This is a genomic window from Myxococcus sp. RHSTA-1-4 (assembly GCF_020037125.1).
Lineage (GTDB): Bacteria > Myxococcota > Myxococcia > Myxococcales > Myxococcaceae > Myxococcus.
In genome coordinates, this window is sequence record NZ_JAIQDG010000020.1 from 86,157 (window position 1) to 104,702 (window position 18,546).

The window sequence follows — 18,546 nt, forward strand, 5'->3', positions numbered from 1 at the left end:
TCAGCCCTCCTCCCGCCTGTCGCCGTCCTCCGCGGCCCCCTCGAGGTACTCCGCGAGCCGCGCCGCCAGCGTGTCCACGTGCGGCGCTCGCAGCACGCTGTAGTGGTCCCCGGGCACGTCCCGCACCGTGAGCCGTGACTTCACCCAGCGCGACCAGCCGTGGGTGGCATCCACCGCGTGCGCTCGCTTCGTGTCCTTCGCACGCAGCAGCAGCACCGGCCCGCCGTAGTCCCCGGGCTGGTACGCCGCGAAGGCGCGCATGTTGGCCCGCATCACGTCGCGCCACGCCCGGAGGTCCGCCTCCTCCACCTCCGGAGGAAGCCAGCCTGCCTCGCGCGCATGCCGGGCCACCCGGGCGAGCTGCTCGTCCTCGGACAGGTCCGCGAGCAGCTCCGGCCGCAGCGTCGGCTCCATGCCCGCCGTGCGCGCCAGGTCCATGGCCATGCCAGCGAGCAGCAGCGCCCCCTCCGGCTCCCGCACCGGCACCTCGTCCGCCGGAGCGAAGCTGTCCAGCAGCACGAGCAATTCCACCCGCTGGCCCTGCCGCTCCAGCTCGCGCGCCATCTCGAAGGCCACCACGCCGCCCATGGACCAGCCGCCGAGCACGTATGGCCCCTCGGGGCGCACCGCTCGCACCGCCTCCACGTACCTGCGGGCCAGCGCTTCCACCGACTCCAGCGGAGGTTCGCGCCCATCCATCCCGGCGGCCTGGAACCCGTGGAAGGGCCGCCCCGGGCCCAGCCTCCGCGCCAGCTCGCGGTAGGGCCCCACCGCGCCCCCCACCGCGTGCACGAAGAACACCGGCGTGTTCGTGCCCTCCGGCTGCAGCGTCACGCAGTGCCGCTCGGGGCCGTCGTGCCTCGCGCCCTCCAGCCACGAGGCGAGCCGCTCCACCGTGGGCGCCTCGAAGAGGGCCCGCAGCGGGAGGTCCACCCCCAGCTCCGCGCGCACCCGCGCCACCACCTGCGTGGCCAGGAGCGAGTGTCCGCCCAGCTCGAAGAAGTCGTCGTGCACGCCCACCTTCTCCACGCGCAGCACCTGGGCCCAGAGGGCCGCCAGCCGCTGCTCGGTGAGCGTCCTCGGAGGAACGAAGGGGCGCGAGGCCACACGCGCGTCGGGCGCGGGCAGTGCCTTCCGGTCCACCTTCGCGTTGGCCGTGAGCGGTAGCGCGTCCAGGCGAACCAGGGCGGAGGGCACCATGTACTCGGGCAACCGCCGCTGGAGGTGAGCGCGCAGCGCGCCCAGGTCCAGGGAGGGCTCCGCGGCGGCGTAGCCCACCAGGCGCTTGTCACCGGGAACGTCCTCACGCGCCAGGGCCACGGCCTCGCGCACGCCCGGGAAGGCGAGCAGCGCCGCTTCCACTTCGGCCAGCTCGACACGGAAGCCGCGCACCTTCACCTGGAAGTCCTTGCGGCCAAGGAACTCCAGCACCCCGTCGGGCCTCCAGCGTGCCAGGTCACCCGTGCGGTACATGCGCGCGCCCGGCTCCGAGGCGAAGGGGTTGGGAACGAAGCGCTCGGCGGTGGGCGCCGGGCTTCGCACGTAGCCTCGCGCCAGACCCTCGCCGGCGATGAAGAGCTCGCCGGGCACGCCCACGGGCACCGGCTGCATGGACGCATCCAGCAGATACACCCTCGTGGCGGTGATGGGCGTGCCGATGGGCACGGCGCCGGGCACCTGCGCCGAGGACGTCATGCGGAAGCAGGAGGTGAAGAGCGTGCTCTCGGTAGGGCCGTAGCAGGCCGTCACCGGGATGCGCAGCGTGTCGAGGACGCGGCGCACGTGAGGCGCGGAGATGACGTCGCCCCCCGTGAGCAGCTGGCGCACGCCCCGCAACCCGCGCAGGTGTGAGTCCACCATCTGCGAGAAGAGGCCCGCCGTGAGGTGGAGCGTGGTGACGGAGTGCTCCTGGAGCACGGTGGAGAGCTGGTCCAGGTCGCCCGGCGACGTCGGCGGGAAGACGACGAGCCGGCCTCCGTTGAGCAGCGGCCCCCAGACCTCGAGCGTCGACGCATCGAAGGAGATGGGAGCGATGAGCAGGAAGGACTCGTCCGCCGAGAGGTCCGCGTAGGGCGCGTTGCACACGGTGCGCAGCACGGCGCGGTGGGTGATGGCCACGCCCCGGGGCCTGCCGGTGGAGCCGGAGGTGAAGTCGATATAGGCGAGGTGCTGGGGCGACAGCGCCACCGTGGGAGCGTGCGCCGGTTGGGCACGCAGCGCCTCCTGGACTCCGTCCATGAGGAGCACGGGTAGCGACTCCGGAGCGGGAACGGAACCCAGGTGCGCGGAGGACGTGAGCAGGAGCACGGGCCGGGCGTCCTCGAGCATGGCGTCCAGCCGCTCCCGCGGGTACGAGGTGTCCAGCGGGAGGTAGGCGCCACCGGCCTTGAGGATGGCCAGCAGCGAGACGATGAGCTCCATGGAGCGCTCCAGCGCGAGCGCCACGGGCGCATCCGGCCGCACGCCCCTCGCCACGAGCAGATGCGCGAGCTGGCTGGAGGCCGCGTCGAGCTGTGCATAGGTGAGGCGCCGCGAGCCGAACTCCACGGCGACGGCATCGGCACGCGCGGCGGCGACACGGGCGAAGACGCCCGTCATCGTCTCATCGGCGGGGAAGTCCTCGGGGGCGCGGTTGAAGCCGGCGAGGACGGAGCGCAGCGCATCCCCGGACAGCAGCGGCAGCGTGTGCACGGGCTGCCGGGGCCGGCCCAGCAGGGTCTCCAGGAAGTGCGTGAAGCCCTGGGCGAGCCGCTGCGCCGTGGCGGGCAGGAACAGGTCCGCGTTGTAGATGAGCTGGCCGGAGAAGCCCTCCGGGAGCTCGGACAGGGCGAGCTCCAGGTCGAACTTCGCGGTGGGGTTCTTCACCTCGACGGGGCGGATGGACAGTCCCTCGCCCGCCAGCGCGGAGCGTGGCGCGTTGTGGAGCGTGAAGAACACCTGGAACAGCGGCGAGCGCTCCAGGGAGCGGCCCGAGGCGAGCGACTCGACCAGCTTCTCGAACGGGATGTCCTGGTGGGCCTGGGCGCCCAGCGTCGCCTCGCGGACCCGGGCCACCAGCTCCTGGAAGGAGGGCCTGCCCCCCAGGCGCGCGCGCAGGGCCAGCGTGTTGACGAAGAAGCCGATGAGGCCCTCCAGCTCGGCGAAGCGGCGGCCCGCGATGGGCGAGCCCACGACGAAGTCGTCCTGCCCCGAGTAGCGGGACAGCAGGGCCTGGAAGGCACCCAGCAGAGCCATGAACGGGGTGACGGCCTGCTCGCGGCAGAAGGCGCGCAGTGCATCGGACAGCGGCCGCGAGAGCCGGACGGGAACGGAAGCCCCCCGGAAGGAGCGCACCGGGGGCCGAGCGAAGTCCGTGGGCAGCTCCAGTGCGTGCGGAGCTCCCTCCAGGTGCTCGCGCCACCAGGTGAGCTGCGCGTCGAGCGCCTCGCCCCGCATCCAGGAGCGCTGCCACACGGCGACGTCCGCGTACTGCAGCGGCAGCGGAGGCAGCGGAGAAGACTGGCCCGTGGAGAACGCGTGGTAGAGCGCGGCCAGCTCCCGCACCAGCACGCCGATGGACCAGCCATCCGAGACGATGTGGTGCATGTCGAGCAGCAGCACATGCGCGTCGCCGGCCAGCCGCAGCAGCGAGGCGCGCAGCAACGGACCGGTGGACAGGTCGAAGGGGCGCACGGCCTCGGTGGCCAGCCGGAGCGCCTCTGCCTCGCGGTCCTCGCGTCCGGTGAGGTCCACCACGGGCAGCGGGAATGGCGCCGCCGGGTGGATGACCTGGACGGGGGTGCCGCCGTCATCACGGAAGGTGGTGCGCAGGGACTCGTGGCGGCGCACCAACTCCGTGAAGGCGCGCTCCAGCGCGGCCACATCCAGCGTGCCTTCCAACCGGAACACGGCCGGCATGTTGTAGGCCGTGCCGCCGGGCTGGAGCTGGTCGAGGAACCACAGGCGCTGCTGCGCGAAGGACAGCGGCAGCGCCCCCTCGCGAGGCACCGGGCGCAGCGGAGGCAGGACGAGGCTCCGCGAGGCCTGCTCCACACGCAGGGCAAGAGCCCCCAGCGTGGGCGCCTCGAAGAGGGTCCGCAGGGGGACCTCCACACCCAGGACCGCGCGGAGCCGCGCCACCACCTGAGTGGCCAGCAGCGAGTGGCCACCGAGCGCGAAGAAGTCGTCGCGCCGCCCCACCCTCTCGACTCGCAGCACCTCGGCCCAGAGTGCGGCCAGGGTCTCCTCCATCGCCGTGCCGGGCGGCTCGTAGACGTGCGCCGTGGCGAGGGCCGATGCGTCCGGCGCGGGCAGGGCCTCGCGGTCCACCTTGCCGTTGGACGTGAGGGGGAAGGCCTCCATCGGCACGAAGGCCGTGGGCACCATGTATTCGGGCAGCCGCTGCTTGAGGCTGGCGCGGAGCGCTTCGGCCTCCACCGCCGCCCCCGGAGCGACGACGACATAGGCCACCAGGCGCGGGATGCCCGGTACGTCCTCGCGGCTCAGGACGAGTGCCTGCCGCACGGCCGGGTGAAGGGTGAGCGCGGCTTCGATTTCGCCCAGCTCGATGCGGAAGCCGCGCAGCTTCACCTGGAAGTCGGTGCGGCCCAGGTAGTCGAGCGTGCCGTCCGCCAGCCAGCGCACCTTGTCACCGGTGCGGTACATGCGCGCGCCCGGGGTGGTGCTGAAGGCGTCGGGGAGGAAGCGCTCGGCGGTGAGCTCCGGGCGGCGCAGGTAGCCGCGAGCGAGCCCCTCGCCGGAGATGAACAGCTCCCCGGGGACACCGACGGGCACGGGCCGCAGCCAGGCATCCAGCACGTACACCTGCACGTTGGCGAGCGGGCCGCCAATGGTGGGACGGGTCTCGGGCCGTACCACGGAGGCGGTGGAGTCGACGGTGCACTCGGTGGGGCCGTAGACGTTGAAGGTGCGCGTTCGGGGCGCTGCGGCGAGCTGCTGCCAGAGGGCGTCGTCGATGGCCTCACCGCCGGGGACCAGCAGCCGGGGCGCGGAGCCGGCCAGCAGCATTCCGGAGCGCACCAGCAACCGCAGCAGCGAGGGCGTGCAGTCGAGCACGTCCACGCGGTGACGGTGCAACCACGCCAGCATGGCGTCGGGGTCCTGGCGGGTGGCGTCAGGGACGATGCACAGGCAGTGGCCATCGAGGAGCTGGACGAGCTGCTTGACGGAAGCATCGAAGGCCAGCGGGGCGTTGACGCTCACCCGCAGACCGGAGGGCTGGCCGGCGTAGACGGTGCGCGCCAGGGCATGGCGCAGGTTGAGCACGGAGCGGTGCCGCACCATGACGCCCTTGGGCGTACCGGTGGAGCCGGACGTGTAGATGACGTAGGCGAGGTGCTCGGGTGAGGTGACGTGGGGCGGGGGGCCCTCGGACTCGCGAGCGAGCGACTCGGTGATTCGCGGGTCGTCCAGGCACACGGCCTCCGCGGAGGAGCCCTCGAACCGCGAAGCGAGGTCGCGCCAGGTCAGGACCAGCCGGGCGCCGCAGTCCTGGAGCATGAAGACCAGGCGCTCGCGGGGGGAAGCCGGGTCCATGGGGACGTAGGCGCCGCCGGCCTTGAGGATGCCAAGGACGGCCACCACCATGTCCACGCCGCGCTCCAGACAGAGCGCGACACAGGCCTCGGGACCGACACCCCGCGAGCGCAGCCAATGAGCGAGCCGGTTCGCGCGAGCGTCGAGCCTGGCAAAGGTAAGAACCGAGTCCTCGAAGCGCACCGCGGGTGCATCCGGCGTCCTCAGGGCCTGCTGCTCGAAGAGGCGGTGGATGGACACGTCGCGCGGGAAGTCCGCGGCCGTGTCGTTCCACGCTCGCAGCACCTGCTGGCGCTCGGCCGGCGTCATCAGCGGCAGCTCGGAGAGACGCGGGTCCGGGTTCGTAGTGACGGACTCCAGCAACACCTGGAGATGGTCCACCATGCGCGCCGCCGTGCCCCGGGTGAACAGGTCCGTGTTGAACAGCAGGATGCCCGCGAAGCCGTCCGGCGTCTCCCCCAGGTTCAGCGTGAGCTCGAATCGGGCCGACTCGGTGCCCTCCACCTCCAGGGGCTTCAGCGACAGCGAAGGCAGCGCCAGTGCCTCCACCGGCGCGTTCTGCAGGACGAAGAGGACCTGGAACAGCGCGCTCCGGCTCAGGTCTCGCGCGGGCTGGAGCGCCTCGACCAGCTTCTCGAAGGGCAGGTCCTGGTGCTCGTACGCGCCCAGCGTGGACTCCCGCACCTGCGCGAGCAGCTCGCGGAACGTGGCCCGGGGCCGCACCTGCGCTCTCATCACCAGCGTGTTGACGAAGAAGCCGATGAGGCCCTCCGTCTCCGCCCGCGTGCGGCCCGCGATGGGCGAGCCCACGCTGATGTCCTCCTGTCCCGAGTAGCGCGCCAGCAGCACCTGGAAGCCCGCCAGCAGCACCATGAAAGGCGTGGCGCCCTCCCGTTGTGCCAGTGCCGTGAGCGCGTCGCTGAGCGCCCGTGGCAGCCGCACCGGCACCGTGGCGCCCTGGTGTGACAGCACCGCGGGCCTGGGCTTGTCCGTGGGCAGCTCCAGGTGCGGCGGCGCTCCGGCCAGCCTCTGCTTCCACCAGCCAAGCTGCGCCTCCATCGGGCCGCCGCTCAGCCACTGCCGCTGCCAGACCGCGTAGTCCGCGTACTGCACCGTCAGCGCGGGGAGCGGTGACGGGAGGCCCTCGGAGAAGACGGCGTAGAGCGCGCCCAGCTCCCGCACCAGCACGCCCATGGACCAGCCGTCCGAGATGATGTGGTGCATCACCAGCACCAGCACATGCTCTTCGGGGGCCAGCCGTAGCAGGCAGGCGCGCAGGAGCGGACCGCGTCCCAGGTCGAACGGGCGAAGGGCCTCCTGCACGGCGCGGCGCCGGGCCGCATCGCGGCGCCCGGCCTCGGGCAGCGCGCTCAGGTCCTCGACGGAGAGCGGGAAGTCCGCGGGCGCGTGGATGACCTGGACGGGCTGGCCCTCGTGCACGGCGAAGGTGGTGCGCAGGGACTCGTGCCGCGCCACCAGGACGGAGAACGCCTGCCTCAGGGCGTCCAGCCGCGGCGTGCCTTCCACGAGCATACTGATGGGGATGTTGTAGGCGGCGCTGCCCGGCGTGAGCTGGTCGAAGAACCACAGCCGGTGCTGGGCGAAGGACAGCGGCAGTGACTCCGTCCGGGGCACCGGGACCAGCGGTGGCGCCTCGGATGCGGAGCCGTCCCGGCGCGCGGCATCGATGCGCGTCGCGAGGGCCTCGAGCGTGGGCGACTCGAACAGGGTGCGAAGCGGAAGCTCCACGCCCAGCGAGGCACGGATGCGCGAGATGAGCCGCGTGGCGAGCAGCGAGTGCCCCCCCAGCGCGAAGAAGTCCTCGTCACGGCCCGGCTGTTCACCGCCGAGCACCTCGCTCCAGAGGGCCGCCAGCGCCTGCTCCGTGCCGGCCCGGGGAGCCAGGTACTCACGTTGCGCTGACGGACGGGAGTCTGGAGCCGGAAGCGCGCGCCGGTCCACCTTGCCGTTGGGAGTCAGGGGCAGCACCTCCAGCGGCACCACCGCCGACGGCACCATGTACTCCGGCAGCGTCTGGCGCAGTGCCTCCTGGATGGCCGCCGCGCCCGCTTCCGGTGCCACGACGTAGGCCACCAGCCGCTTGTCTCCTGGCGTGTCCTCCCTCACCACCACCACGGCTTCCCGCCCCTGCCGCCTCAGCGCCGCTTCCACCTCGCCTGGCTCGATTCGGAAGCCCCTCACCTTCACCTGGTTGTCCGCGCGGCCCAGGAACTCCAGCGTGCCGTCGCCTCGCCACCGCACCCGGTCTCCCGTCCGGTACAGCCGCTCTCCCCTCCCGAACGGGTTGGGCACGAAGCGCTCCGCCGTCAGCTCCGGCCTTCCCACGTACCCCACCGCGAGCCCGTCTCCTCCCACGTACAGCTCGCCCGGCACTCCCACCGGCACCGGCTGCATGGCGGCGTCCAGCACGTACGCCGTCGTGTTGACGATGGGCCGGCCAATGGGCACCGAACGGGTGCCCCCCGCATCCGGCGTGTCCATGCGGTGTGTGGTGGAGAACGTCGTGTTCTCCGTGGGGCCATAGCCGTTGATGAGCACACCGCCGGCCGCGAGCCGCTCCCGCACTCGCGCCGGTGGCAGCACGTCTCCTCCCGCGAGCACCTGCTTCACCCGGCTCAGCGCGCTCGGCTGGTGCGCCTGCACCTGCTCGAAGAGCGCCGCCGTCAGCCAGAGCGACGTGACGCCCGCCTCTTCCAGCTTGCGGCCCAGCTCCTCGAGCGAAGGCGTGCCCGCCGGGTACACCACGAGCTTCGCTCCGTGCAGCAGCGCGCCCCACAGCTCCAACGTCGACGCGTCGAAGGAGATGGGCGCCAGCTGCAGCCACACCTCCTCCGGCCCGAAGCGCGCGCAGTCGGTGCCCACCACCAACCGGGTCACCGCCCGGTGCGGCACCCCGACTCCCTTCGGCCGCCCCGTGCTGCCCGAGGTGAACATCACATACGCCAGGTTGCCCCCGCCCACCCGCGAAGGCGGGTTGCTCTCCGGCTGCCGGGCGATGGCGTCCCACTCCGTGTCCACGCACACCACCCGCTCGCCGCCCCCACCCACCACCTCCGCCAGCTTCTCCCGCGCCACCAGCACCGCGACGCCCGCCTCGCGCTTCATCCACCCCAGCCGCTCCCTCGGGTAGCTGGCGTCCAGTGGCACGTACGCGGCACCCGCCTTGAGGATGCCCAGCACGCCCACCACCAGCTCCAGCGAGCGCTCCAGGCACAGCCCCACCCTCTCCTCGGCCCCCACGCCCATGCGCATCAGATGGTGCGCGAGCTGGTTGGCCCGGCCATTCAGCTCCGCGTACGTCAGCCGCAGCCCCTCGTACTCCACCGCCACCGCCTGCGGTGTTTCGAGCGCCTGCGCTTCGAACAGCTCCGCCAGCGACTGCTCGCGCGGGTACGCCGCCGTGCGCCCGCTCCACTCCTCCACCAGCCGCCGCTGCTCCTCCGCGCCCATCAGCGGCAACAGCGACAGTGGCCGCCGCGGCTCGGCGGCCGCGGCCTCCAGCAGCACCCTCACGTGCCCCAGCAGCCGGTCCGCCGTCTCCGGCTCGAACAGGTCGCTGTTGTAGTTGAGCTCCGCCAGGACGCCTTCCGGCACCTCCTCCACCGCCAGTGAGAAGTCGAACTTCGACGTGCGGGTGTCCGGCTCCATTCCAGTCAGCGACAGCCCCTTCCGCAGCTTCATCTCCGGCAGGGGCGTGTTCTGCAGGGCCAGCGACACCTGGAACAACGGGCCGTGGCTCAGGTCGCGCTCCGGCAGCAGCGCCTCCACCAGCTTCTCGAAGGGCACGTCCTGGTGCGCGTACGCGCCGAGCGTCACATCCCGGACCTGCGCCAGCAACTCCAGGAAGGAGGCCTCGGGCCGCACCCGGGACCTCAGCACCAGCGTGTTGGCGAAGAAGCCGATGAGGCCCTCGGTCTCCGCGTGTGTACGGCCCGCGATGGGCGAGCCCACGCAGAGGTCCTCCTGGCCCGAGTACCGCGACAGCACCGCCTGGTACGCCGCCAGCAGCACCATGAAGGGCGTGGCGCCCTCCCGCCGGCTCAGCGCCTCCACCTGCCGCCACAGCGCCTTCGGCCACGTCTGCTTCCGGAATCCTCCCCGGAACGTTTGCGCCGCCGGGCGTGGCCGGTCCGTGGGGAGCTCGAGCGCGCGCGCTGCACCCTCCAGCTGCTTGCGCCAGTAGTCGAGCTGCGCCTCCAGCACCTCGCCCTGCAACCAGCCACGCTGCCACACCGCGTAGTCCGCGTATTGCACCGGAAGTTCCGGCAACGGCGACGGCAGGCCCTGAGAGAAGGCGTCGTAGAGCGCCGCGACCTCCCGCACGAGCACGCCCGTGGACCAGCCGTCCGAGACGATGTGATGCATCACCAGCACGAGGATGTGGTCCTCGGGCGCCAGCTTCAGCAGGGTCGTCCTCAGCAGCGGGCCTCGTGAGAGGTCGAAGGGGCGTGCCACCTCCTGTTCCACCTGACGCCACGCCTCCTCCCGCGAGCCTGGCTCCACCGGGCGGAAGGACACGACCGGCTCCGGGGAGATGACCTGCACGGCCACGCCATCCTCGGCGCGGAACGTGGTGCGCAACGACTCATGGCGCCGGACCAGCTCCCGGAAGCTCCGCTCCAGTGCCTGGGTCTCCAGCGGTCCACGCAGCCGTACCGCCGCTGGCATGTTGTACGCGGCACTCCCAGGCTCGAACTGGTCCAGGAACCACAGCCGCTGCTGCGCGAACGAGAGCGGCGGAGCGGAGGTCCGGTCCGCGCGAGGCACCAGCGGCGGGGCGGTGAGGGAGGTCCCCGCATGCGTCAGGCGCTCGATGCGGCTGGCGAGCGCCGCCACCGTGGGAGCCTCGAAGAGCTCGCGCAGCGGGAGCTCGATGCCGAACGCACCGCGCAGCCGGGAGACGGCGCGCGTGGCCATCAGCGAGTGCCCGCCCAGCTCGAAGAAGTGGCCGTTCCGGCCCACCTTCTCCAGGCCCAGCACCTCGGCGAAGAGGCCCGCGAGGACCTCCTCGGTGGCGGTCCGCGGGGGCTCGAAGTCCTCGCGTCCCCCGGCCCCGAGGTCCGGCCTGGGCAGGGCCTTGCGGTTCACCTTGCCGCTGGGCGTCAGCGGCAGGGCCTCCAGCGTGACGAACGCGGAGGGCACCATGTACTCGGGCAGCCGCTGCTGGAGGAAGGCGCGCAGGGACTCGAGGTCGAGGGCGTCAGGCGGCACCGCCAGGACGAGGTAGCCCACGAGGCGCCTGTCACCGGGCACGTCCTCTCGCACCACGGCGGCCGCGTCCCGCACGTCCTCGTACGCGCGCAGGGCGGCCTCCACCTCGCCCGTCTCCACGCGGAAGCCGCGCAGCTTCACCTGCCCGTCCAGGCGGCCGAGGAACTCCACCGTGCCATCGGACTTCCACCGCGCCAGGTCTCCCGTGCGGTACAGCCGCGCACCGGGCACGCCGCTGAACGGATGCGGGACGAACTTCTCCGCCGTCAGCCCCGGACGTCCGGCGTACCCGTGCGCCAGGTGCGTTCCACCGAGGAACAGCTCTCCGGGCACGCCCACCGGGCACGGCTGACCGTACGGGTCCAGCACATGGAGCTGGCAGTGCGGCAGCGGTCCGCCAATGGATGGCAGGCGCGGCCACGTGGACGGAGCGCCTTGCAGCCGGTGCGCGGAGACGACGTGCGTCTCGGACGGGCCGTACTGGTTCTCCAGCACGCACCCGGGCAGCTTCTCGAAGAAGGCCACCAGCGCCGAAGTCACCTGGAGCTGCTCACCCGCCGTCACCACCTCCCGCAGCGCGCGCGGCACCGTGGCGCCATGGGTCGCGGCGTCCGCCATGGCCTGCAAGGCGACGAACGGAAGGAACATTCGTTCCACGCCGGTGCGGTCCATGAAGTCCAGCAGCGCGGGCATGTCCTGCCGCAGGCCCCCGGTGGGGAGCACCAGCGTGCCGCCCGCCCACCAGGTGGAGAACATCTCCTGGAAGGACACGTCGAAGCTGAGCGCGGCGAACTGCAGCGTGGTGGCCGCCGGATTGACGGATTGCCTCAACTGCCACGCCAGCAGGTTGGACAGCGCACGGTGCGGCAGCGCGACACCCTTGGGCTGCCCCGTGCTGCCGGAGGTGTAGATGAGATAGCAGGTGGCCTCCGGCGGCAGCTCCCGTGCAACGGCGTGGGCGGGGTGACGAGCGATGGCGCTCGCCTCGGTGTCCACGCAGACGCGATGGGCGCCCAGGTCCACGTACAGCGAGGAGGCGAGGTGCGACTGCGTGAGGACGACCGGCGCGCCCGAGTCCTCCAGCATGAACGCCAGCCGCTCGGAGGGGTAGTTCGGATCCAGCGGCAGGCACGCGGCACCGGCCTTGAGCGCCGCCAGCACGGCGACGGCCATGTCCAGGCTCTTGTCCAGGCACAGGCCCACGGTGCCGCCCCCGGGCACGCCCAGGGACACCAGGTGATGCGCCAGCCGGTTCGCGCGCGAGTCCAGCTCCGCGTAGGTGAGTGAGTGCGTCCCGTCGGTGACAGCCACCGCGTCCGGCGTGCGCGTGGCCTGTGCCTCCACCGGGCGGTGCACCGGCACGCGCGGAGGAGGCTCGCGCGCGGTGTCGTTCCACTCCACCAGCACCCGGCGCCGCTCTTCCGCGCCCAGCAGCGAGAGCTCCGACAGCGGCTGGCCGGCCTTGCCACGCAGCTCGCCCAGGAGCTGGCGCACGTGCCCCAGCATTCCCCGCACCGCCGCCGCGTCGAACCGCGCGGAGTCGTAGGTGAGCTTGAGCAGCAGCTCGCGGCCCGGCACCGCCATCAGCGTCAGCGGGTGGTGGTCCACCTCCACCGAGGAGGGATTGCGCACCACCAGCTCGTCCGAGGGCGTGGAGAGCGCGGCCTCCATCGGGTAGTTCTCGTAGATGAAGAGGCTCTCGAACAGTGGCGGGCCCGGAGGCACTTCGCTCCAGCGGCGCACCTCCACCAGCGGCGCCACCTCGTACTGGCGAGCCTCCTGCAACCACCCTTGCAGTGCCTTCAGCCAGGGCCCCACGGCTTGCGAGGGGGGCAGCCGCACCCGCACGGGGATGGCGTTGATGAACATGCCCACCATGCCCTCGATGCCGGGCAGCTCCGGGGGCCTTCCGGAGACCGTCAGGCCGAAGAGCACGTCATCCCTGCCGCTGTAGCGTCCCAGCAGCAGCGCCCACGCGGCCTGCAAGAGCGTGCCGGGCGTGACGCCCTGCTGCCGGGCGAAGGCCACCAGCGCCGCCGTCTCCTCGGTGGCCAGACGGAGTTCCTGCTCACCTCTTCCGGCGGGAGCGCGAGACGCGCCGCCGACGTCCACCCGCGTGGGCTCCGTGAAGTCCGCCAGGGCCTTCCGCCAGAACTTGCGCGCGGCGCCCAGGTCCTGCCGCCCCAGCCAGGCGATGTAGTCCCGGTACGGGCGCACGTCCCGCCGAGGCGGTGTCAGCCCACGCCGGAGCGCCTCGTAGCGGGTGAAGACGTCCCGGGTCACCAGTTGCGTCGACCACCCATCCAGCAGCAGGTGCGTGACGCTGAACACCACGCGCCACACCCGCTCGCCGGTGCGCAGCAGCGTCAGCCGGAACAGCGGCGCGCGGGTGAGCACCACGCCTCGCCGGCGGTCCTCCGCGAAGAACGCGGCCACCCGGGCCTCCAGGTCCGCGGGAGCCACGGAGCGCCAGTCCTCCACCGTGACGGAGGGCTCCACCTCGCGCATCACCGCCTGGAGCGGCGCGTCCAGTCCCTCCCAGAAGAACGCCGTCCGGAGGATGGAGAACTGCATGGCCGTCTGCCGCCACGCCTCCGTGAAGGCCTTCACGTCCAGTCCGCCGTCCACCTCGAAGGCGAGCTGGTTGAAGTACGGCTGGGTCTCATCCTCCTGGAGGTGGTGGAACAGGATGCCCTGCTGCAAGGGCGCCAGCGGGTAGAGGTCCTCCACGTCGCGCAGGCGTCCGCCCTTCGCGGCCAGCCTGTCCGCGAGCGCGTCCAGTTCCCCCTGCCCCAGCTTCGCCAGGGGGAAATCGGAAGGCGCCAGCCCGCGCGGATCCTCCGAGGTACCCTGAGCGATGAGCTCGCGCAGCGCGCCCAACAGCTCATGGGCCAACCGCTCCACCGTCTCGGCCCGGTGGACGCCCGTGCCATAGGTGAGCATCAGCCGCATCCGGCCGCCGGTGACGGCGCAGTCCACGTCGAGCAGGTGCGCCCGCTTTCCTCCCGGTGCACGCGTGGGCCCCACCGAGCCGTCCGACAGGGCCAGCGGCGCCGTCGCGGGGAGCACGTGGTCGAGCTGCCCCAGGTAGTTGAAGCCCACCTCCGGGGGAGGCAGCGCGCTCAGCCGCTCACGCAGCACGGGGTCCGGCGACAGGTAGCGCAGCACGCCGTAGCCCACGCCCCTGCCCGGAATGCGCCGCAGCGCCTCCTTCGCCGAGCGCAGCCACGCGCCCGGCCCCACCCCGTCCGGATCCACCAGCACCGGGTAGATGCTGGTGAACCAGCCCACGGTGCGCGACAGGTCCACGCCCTCGAACAGGTCCTCCCGCCCGTGCCCCTCCATCTCCACGCGCACGCACGGCGCTCCCGTCCACCGGCGCAGCACGTGGGCAAGAGCGCCCAGCAGCAGCTCATCCGGCCTCGCGCGACAGGCCTTCGCCACGTCATGGAGCAGCGCCTGCGTCTCCGCGGCCTCCAGGGCCACCTCCACCATGCGGGACGCGCCTTCCGTGTTGGCGGCGCCAGCCTCCACGTCCACGGGCAGCCGGGCCACGCGCTCCCACGGGAGCCCGAGCCAGAAGTCCGCCTCCTCGCGCGCGGCGTGCGAGCGGGCGTGCTCCACCAGTCGCGAAGCCCACGCCTGGAAGGACAGCGTCTTCGGGGGCAACCGCACGGGCTCGTCCGCGCGGAGCTGCCGGTACGCGGTCAGGAGGTCCTCCAGCAGCACGCGCCACGAGACCGCATCCACCGCGAGGTGGTGGACGACGAGCAGCAACTCCTGCGGTGCTTCGGGCCCGGAGTCGAACAGCACGGCCCGCGCGAGGTCTCCCGTCGTCAGGTCCAGCCCCGCCTGTGCGCTGGTAGCGTGGGACACCACGGCGGCACGGCGCGCGTCCGGAGTCAGACCGGAGAGGTCCACCGTCTCGAGGGGCAGCGTCCCCTCCAGCCCGCCGAGCTCCTGGTACCAGCCGCCCTGCCCGTCCCGCCTGAAGCGCAGGCGCAGGGTGTCGTGGTGCTCGCGCAGGTGCTGGAGGGCTCGCTCCAGGTGCTCCACCCTCACGCGCTCGCGCAGGATGAAGCGCAGGGCCTGGTTGAAGTGGTGCGGCTCCGGCAGCTCACGCTCGAAGAACCAGCGCTGGATGGGCGTCAGCTCCACCGGCCCCGTCACCGGCCCCTGCTCCACCTTGACGCTCGACGCCTCCGCGGCCACCGCCGCGAGCCGCGCCACCGTGCGGTGTTCGAAGAGCTGTTTCGCGGTGAGGTGCAGTCCGGCCTGCGCGGCGCGGGAGATGACCTGGATGCCGAGGATGGAGTCGCCGCCCAGCTCAAAGAAGTCCTCGTGGATGCCCACGCGCGGCCGGCCCAGCACCTGCGCCCAGACGGCCGCGAGCGCGTCCTCCTTCGCGTCGCGCGGCCCCACGTACGCCTCCGTCACCTCCATCGCGTACCCCGGTGCCGGCAGCGCGCGCCGCTCCACCTTGCCATTGGCCGACAGCGGGAACGCTTCCAGCGCGACGATGGCCGAGGGCACCATGTACTCGGGCAGCCGCTCGCCCAGGAACGCGCGCAGCACCGCGGCGTCCGGCTTCGCGGTGGAGCCCTCCGCGCCGGGAGGCACCACGTACGCCACGAGCCGCGCCCCCGAAGGGCTGTCGTCGCGCACCACCGCCACCGCATCCCCCACCGAGGGGTGCGTCCGCAGCGCGGACTCGATTTCGCCCAGCTCGATGCGATAGCCGCGCACCTTCACCTGGAAGTCCGTGCGGCCCAGGTATTCGAGCCGGCCATCCGCGCGCCAGCGCACGCGGTCTCCCGTGCGGTACAGGCGGGCTCCGGGCTCCGTGCCGAAGGCATCCGGGATGAAGCGCTCCGCCGTCAGCTCCGGCCGCCGCCAGTAGCCGCGCGCCACGCCCGTGCCGCCGATGAACAGCTCGCCGGGCACCCCCACTGGCACCGGCCGCAGGTGCGCGTCCAGCACGTACAGGCGCGTGTTGGCGATGGGGCGGCCGATGGCCACCGGGCCGCTCGCCGGGTCCGCCGCGCTCACCGTGTACACGCAGCAGCCCACCACCGTCTCCGTGGGGCCGTACTCGTTGATGAGCCGTGTGTCCGGCGCATGCTCGCGCCAGAAGGCCACACCCTCGGCCGTCAGCGCCTCGCCGCCGATGACGAAGGCCCTCGCGCGGCCGGCGGCCTCGTCGGGACGGAGCTGCTGCGCCAGCATGCGCAGGTGCGTGGGCGTCAGCTTCACCAGGCTGAAGTGGCTGCCCGCGCGCAGGGCCTCGCCCAGGCCCTCCACGCCCGCCTCCTCCGGCACCAGCACCACGGGCCGGCCCGCCACCAGAGGGGCAATGAGGCTGGTGACGGTCAGGTCGAACGACAGCGGCGAGTGCACCGGAGAGCCACTGCCCTCGGTGATGCCATAAGCGCGCAGCGCCCAGCACAGGTAGTTCACCACGCCCCGGTGCTCCACCATGACGCCCTTGGGGCGGCCGGTGCTGCCGGACGTGTAGATGAGGTACGCGAGGTCGCCGGCGGTAGCGAGGGGCTCGGGCGGCGTCACGGGCTCGCGCTCCGCGGTGCGCTCCCACTCGGAGTCCACACACAGGAGGACCCGTGAAGACACGGGCAGCGTGCTCGCCAGGGCCTTCTCCGTGAGCAGCACCGGCACGCCCGTGTCCTCCATCAGGAAGGACAGCCGCGACGCGGGCCACGCCGGATCGATGGGCACGTACGCGCCCCCCGCCTTCAGCACGGCCCACAGCGCCACCACCATGTCCGGAGAGCGGCGGAAGCACAGGCCCACCAGCGTCCCCGGCCGCACGTCCCGGCCGCGAAGGTAATGCGCGAGCTGGTTGGAGCGCGCGTCCAGCTCACGGAACGTGAGCCGCGTATCCCCCATCGACACGGCCACCGCGTCCGGAGTGCGCGCCACCTGCTCCTGGAAGAGCCCGTGCACGGTGGCCCTGTCCGGGAAGTCCGTGCGCGTGTCGTTCCACGCCACGAGCAACTGGTGGCGCTCGGCCTCGGACAGCAGGGGCAGCTCGCCCAGGCGGCCCTCCGGCCGCGCCACCAGGGCCTCCAGCACGCGGCGCAGGCGCTCCAGCTGAGCGTCCGCGAAGGCCTCGGTGAAGCGCGTGCGGTCGTAGCGCAGGTGCAGCGGGAGCCGCGTGCCGTTGGAGGCGATGAGCGTGAGGGCGAAGTGGTCCGTCTCCACCGCGCTGACGTCGCGCACCTCCAGCGCCCGCGAGGCGGAGGTGAGCGCGGCGTCCAGCGGGTAGTTCTCGAAGACGACCAGCGTGTCGAAGAGTGGTGTGCCCGCGGGCACGCCGCTCCAGCGCTGCACCTTCACCAGCGGCGCGTGCTCGTGCTGCCGCGCCTCCACCTGCACCTCCTGGATGCGGCGCAGCCACTCCAGCCAGGGCTCGTCCGGAGACAGGCGCACACGCACGGGCTGGGTATTGATGAACAGGCCCACCATGTCCTCCACGCCCGCCAGGTCCGGCGGACGTCCGGAGACGGTGGTGCCGAAGACGACGTCCTCGGAGCCCGACACGTGGCCGAGCACCATGGCCCACGCGCCCTGCACCAGCGTGCTCGCGGTGAGCCCGTGCCGCCGCGCGAAGGCGTTGAGCGCCGCGGTGGTGTCCGAGGGCAGGTGCAGCACGCGCGTGGCTCGGCCCTGCCCCTCTCCCTGCCCTGCTCCGGTCGGGGTGGGCTCGTGGAAGCCCGCCAGCTCGCGGCGCCAGAAGGCCTCCGTCACCGCGAGGTCGCGCTCCGCCAACCAGCCGATGTAGTCCCGGAACGGACGCGGCGAGGCGAGCCTCGGAGGGCGGCCCGCGAGCGTGCCCTCGTACAGCGCGAAGACGTCGCGCAGCACCAGCGGCACGGACCAGCCGTCCAGCACCAGGTGCGAGTGACTGAAGACGAGGCGGTGCGCCTCATCCGCGGTGCGCAGCAGCGTCAGCCGCACCAGCGGCGCGCGGGACAGGTCGAAGCCATCGCGCCGGTCCTGCTCCAGGAACGCGGCCAGCCGCGCGTCGCGCGCCTCGGGGGACAGGTCGCGCCAGTCCTCGGTGCGCAGGGGCAGGTCCACCTCGTGCAGCACGACCTGCACGGGCTCGTCCACGTCGTCCCAGACGAGCGCCGTCCGCAGCACGGGGTGCGCCGCCACCGTGCCCTGCCACGCGCGCGTGAAGGCGCCCAGGTCCAGCCGCCCGCGCAGCTCGCAGACAAGCTGGTTGAAGTACAGCCCCTGTCCCGGCTCGGCAATGGCGTGGAAGAGCATGCCGCCCTGCAAGGGCGACAGCGGGTACAGATCCTCGATGTTGTCGCTCATCGCGTCTTCTTTCCGAACCGGGCGGCCAGCTTGTCGAGCTGCGCCTGCTTCACCTTCGCGAGCGGGAAGTCGGACGGAGAGTGCCCGCCCGCCTCCGGCGACCGCGACGCCTCCACCAGTGCCTTGAGCCGCGCGAGGAAGTCCTCCGCCACGCGCGCCACCGTCTCGCGCCGGTGCACGGCCTCGCTGAAGGTCCACGTCACCTCCAGCCGCCCGTCACGCACGGCGCTCGTCACGTCCAGGAGGTACGGCCGGCGCGAGCTGGCGGCCCGCTGCCGCAGCCCCTCGCCTTCCGGCGCGAGCACGAAGGGCGCCCCCGCCCCCACGGCCCCGTCCACCTGCCCCAGGTGGTTGAAGCCGACCTCCGCGGCGGGCAGCGCCGCCAGCGCCGTGTCTCGCGCCACGTACCGCAGCAGGCCCCAGCCCATGCCCTGCGAC

At 72.5% G+C, this 18,546-nt stretch carries 2 protein-coding genes (1 of these 2 cut by a window edge); both read right to left on the reverse strand.

Annotated features, from left to right (window positions below; all coding sequences use genetic code 11):
• Nucleotides 1-18,108 (reverse strand): non-ribosomal peptide synthase/polyketide synthase, encoded by an 18,108-nt coding sequence (locus K8638_RS25970; protein WP_223757312.1) that lies wholly within the window; start codon nucleotides 18,106-18,108, stop codon nucleotides 1-3.
• A protein-coding gene (locus K8638_RS25975; protein ID WP_223757313.1) for a non-ribosomal peptide synthetase/type I polyketide synthase crosses the window boundary here: on the reverse strand, nucleotides 18,105-18,546 show its final stretch. The gene runs 11,054 nt beyond the window's last position; the window shows 442 of its 11,496 coding nt (coding positions 11,055-11,496); its start codon lies off the right edge, out of view; it ends in the stop codon at nucleotides 18,105-18,107. Before K8638_RS25975 ends, K8638_RS25970 begins: the two co-directional genes overlap by 4 nt.

What these genes read in the sequence shown, in the direction of transcription:
- K8638_RS25970 (WP_223757312.1), bottom strand. Translation starts at nt 18,108, where the DNA reads ATGAGCGACAACATCGAGGATCTGTACCCGCTGTCGCCCTTGCAGGGC.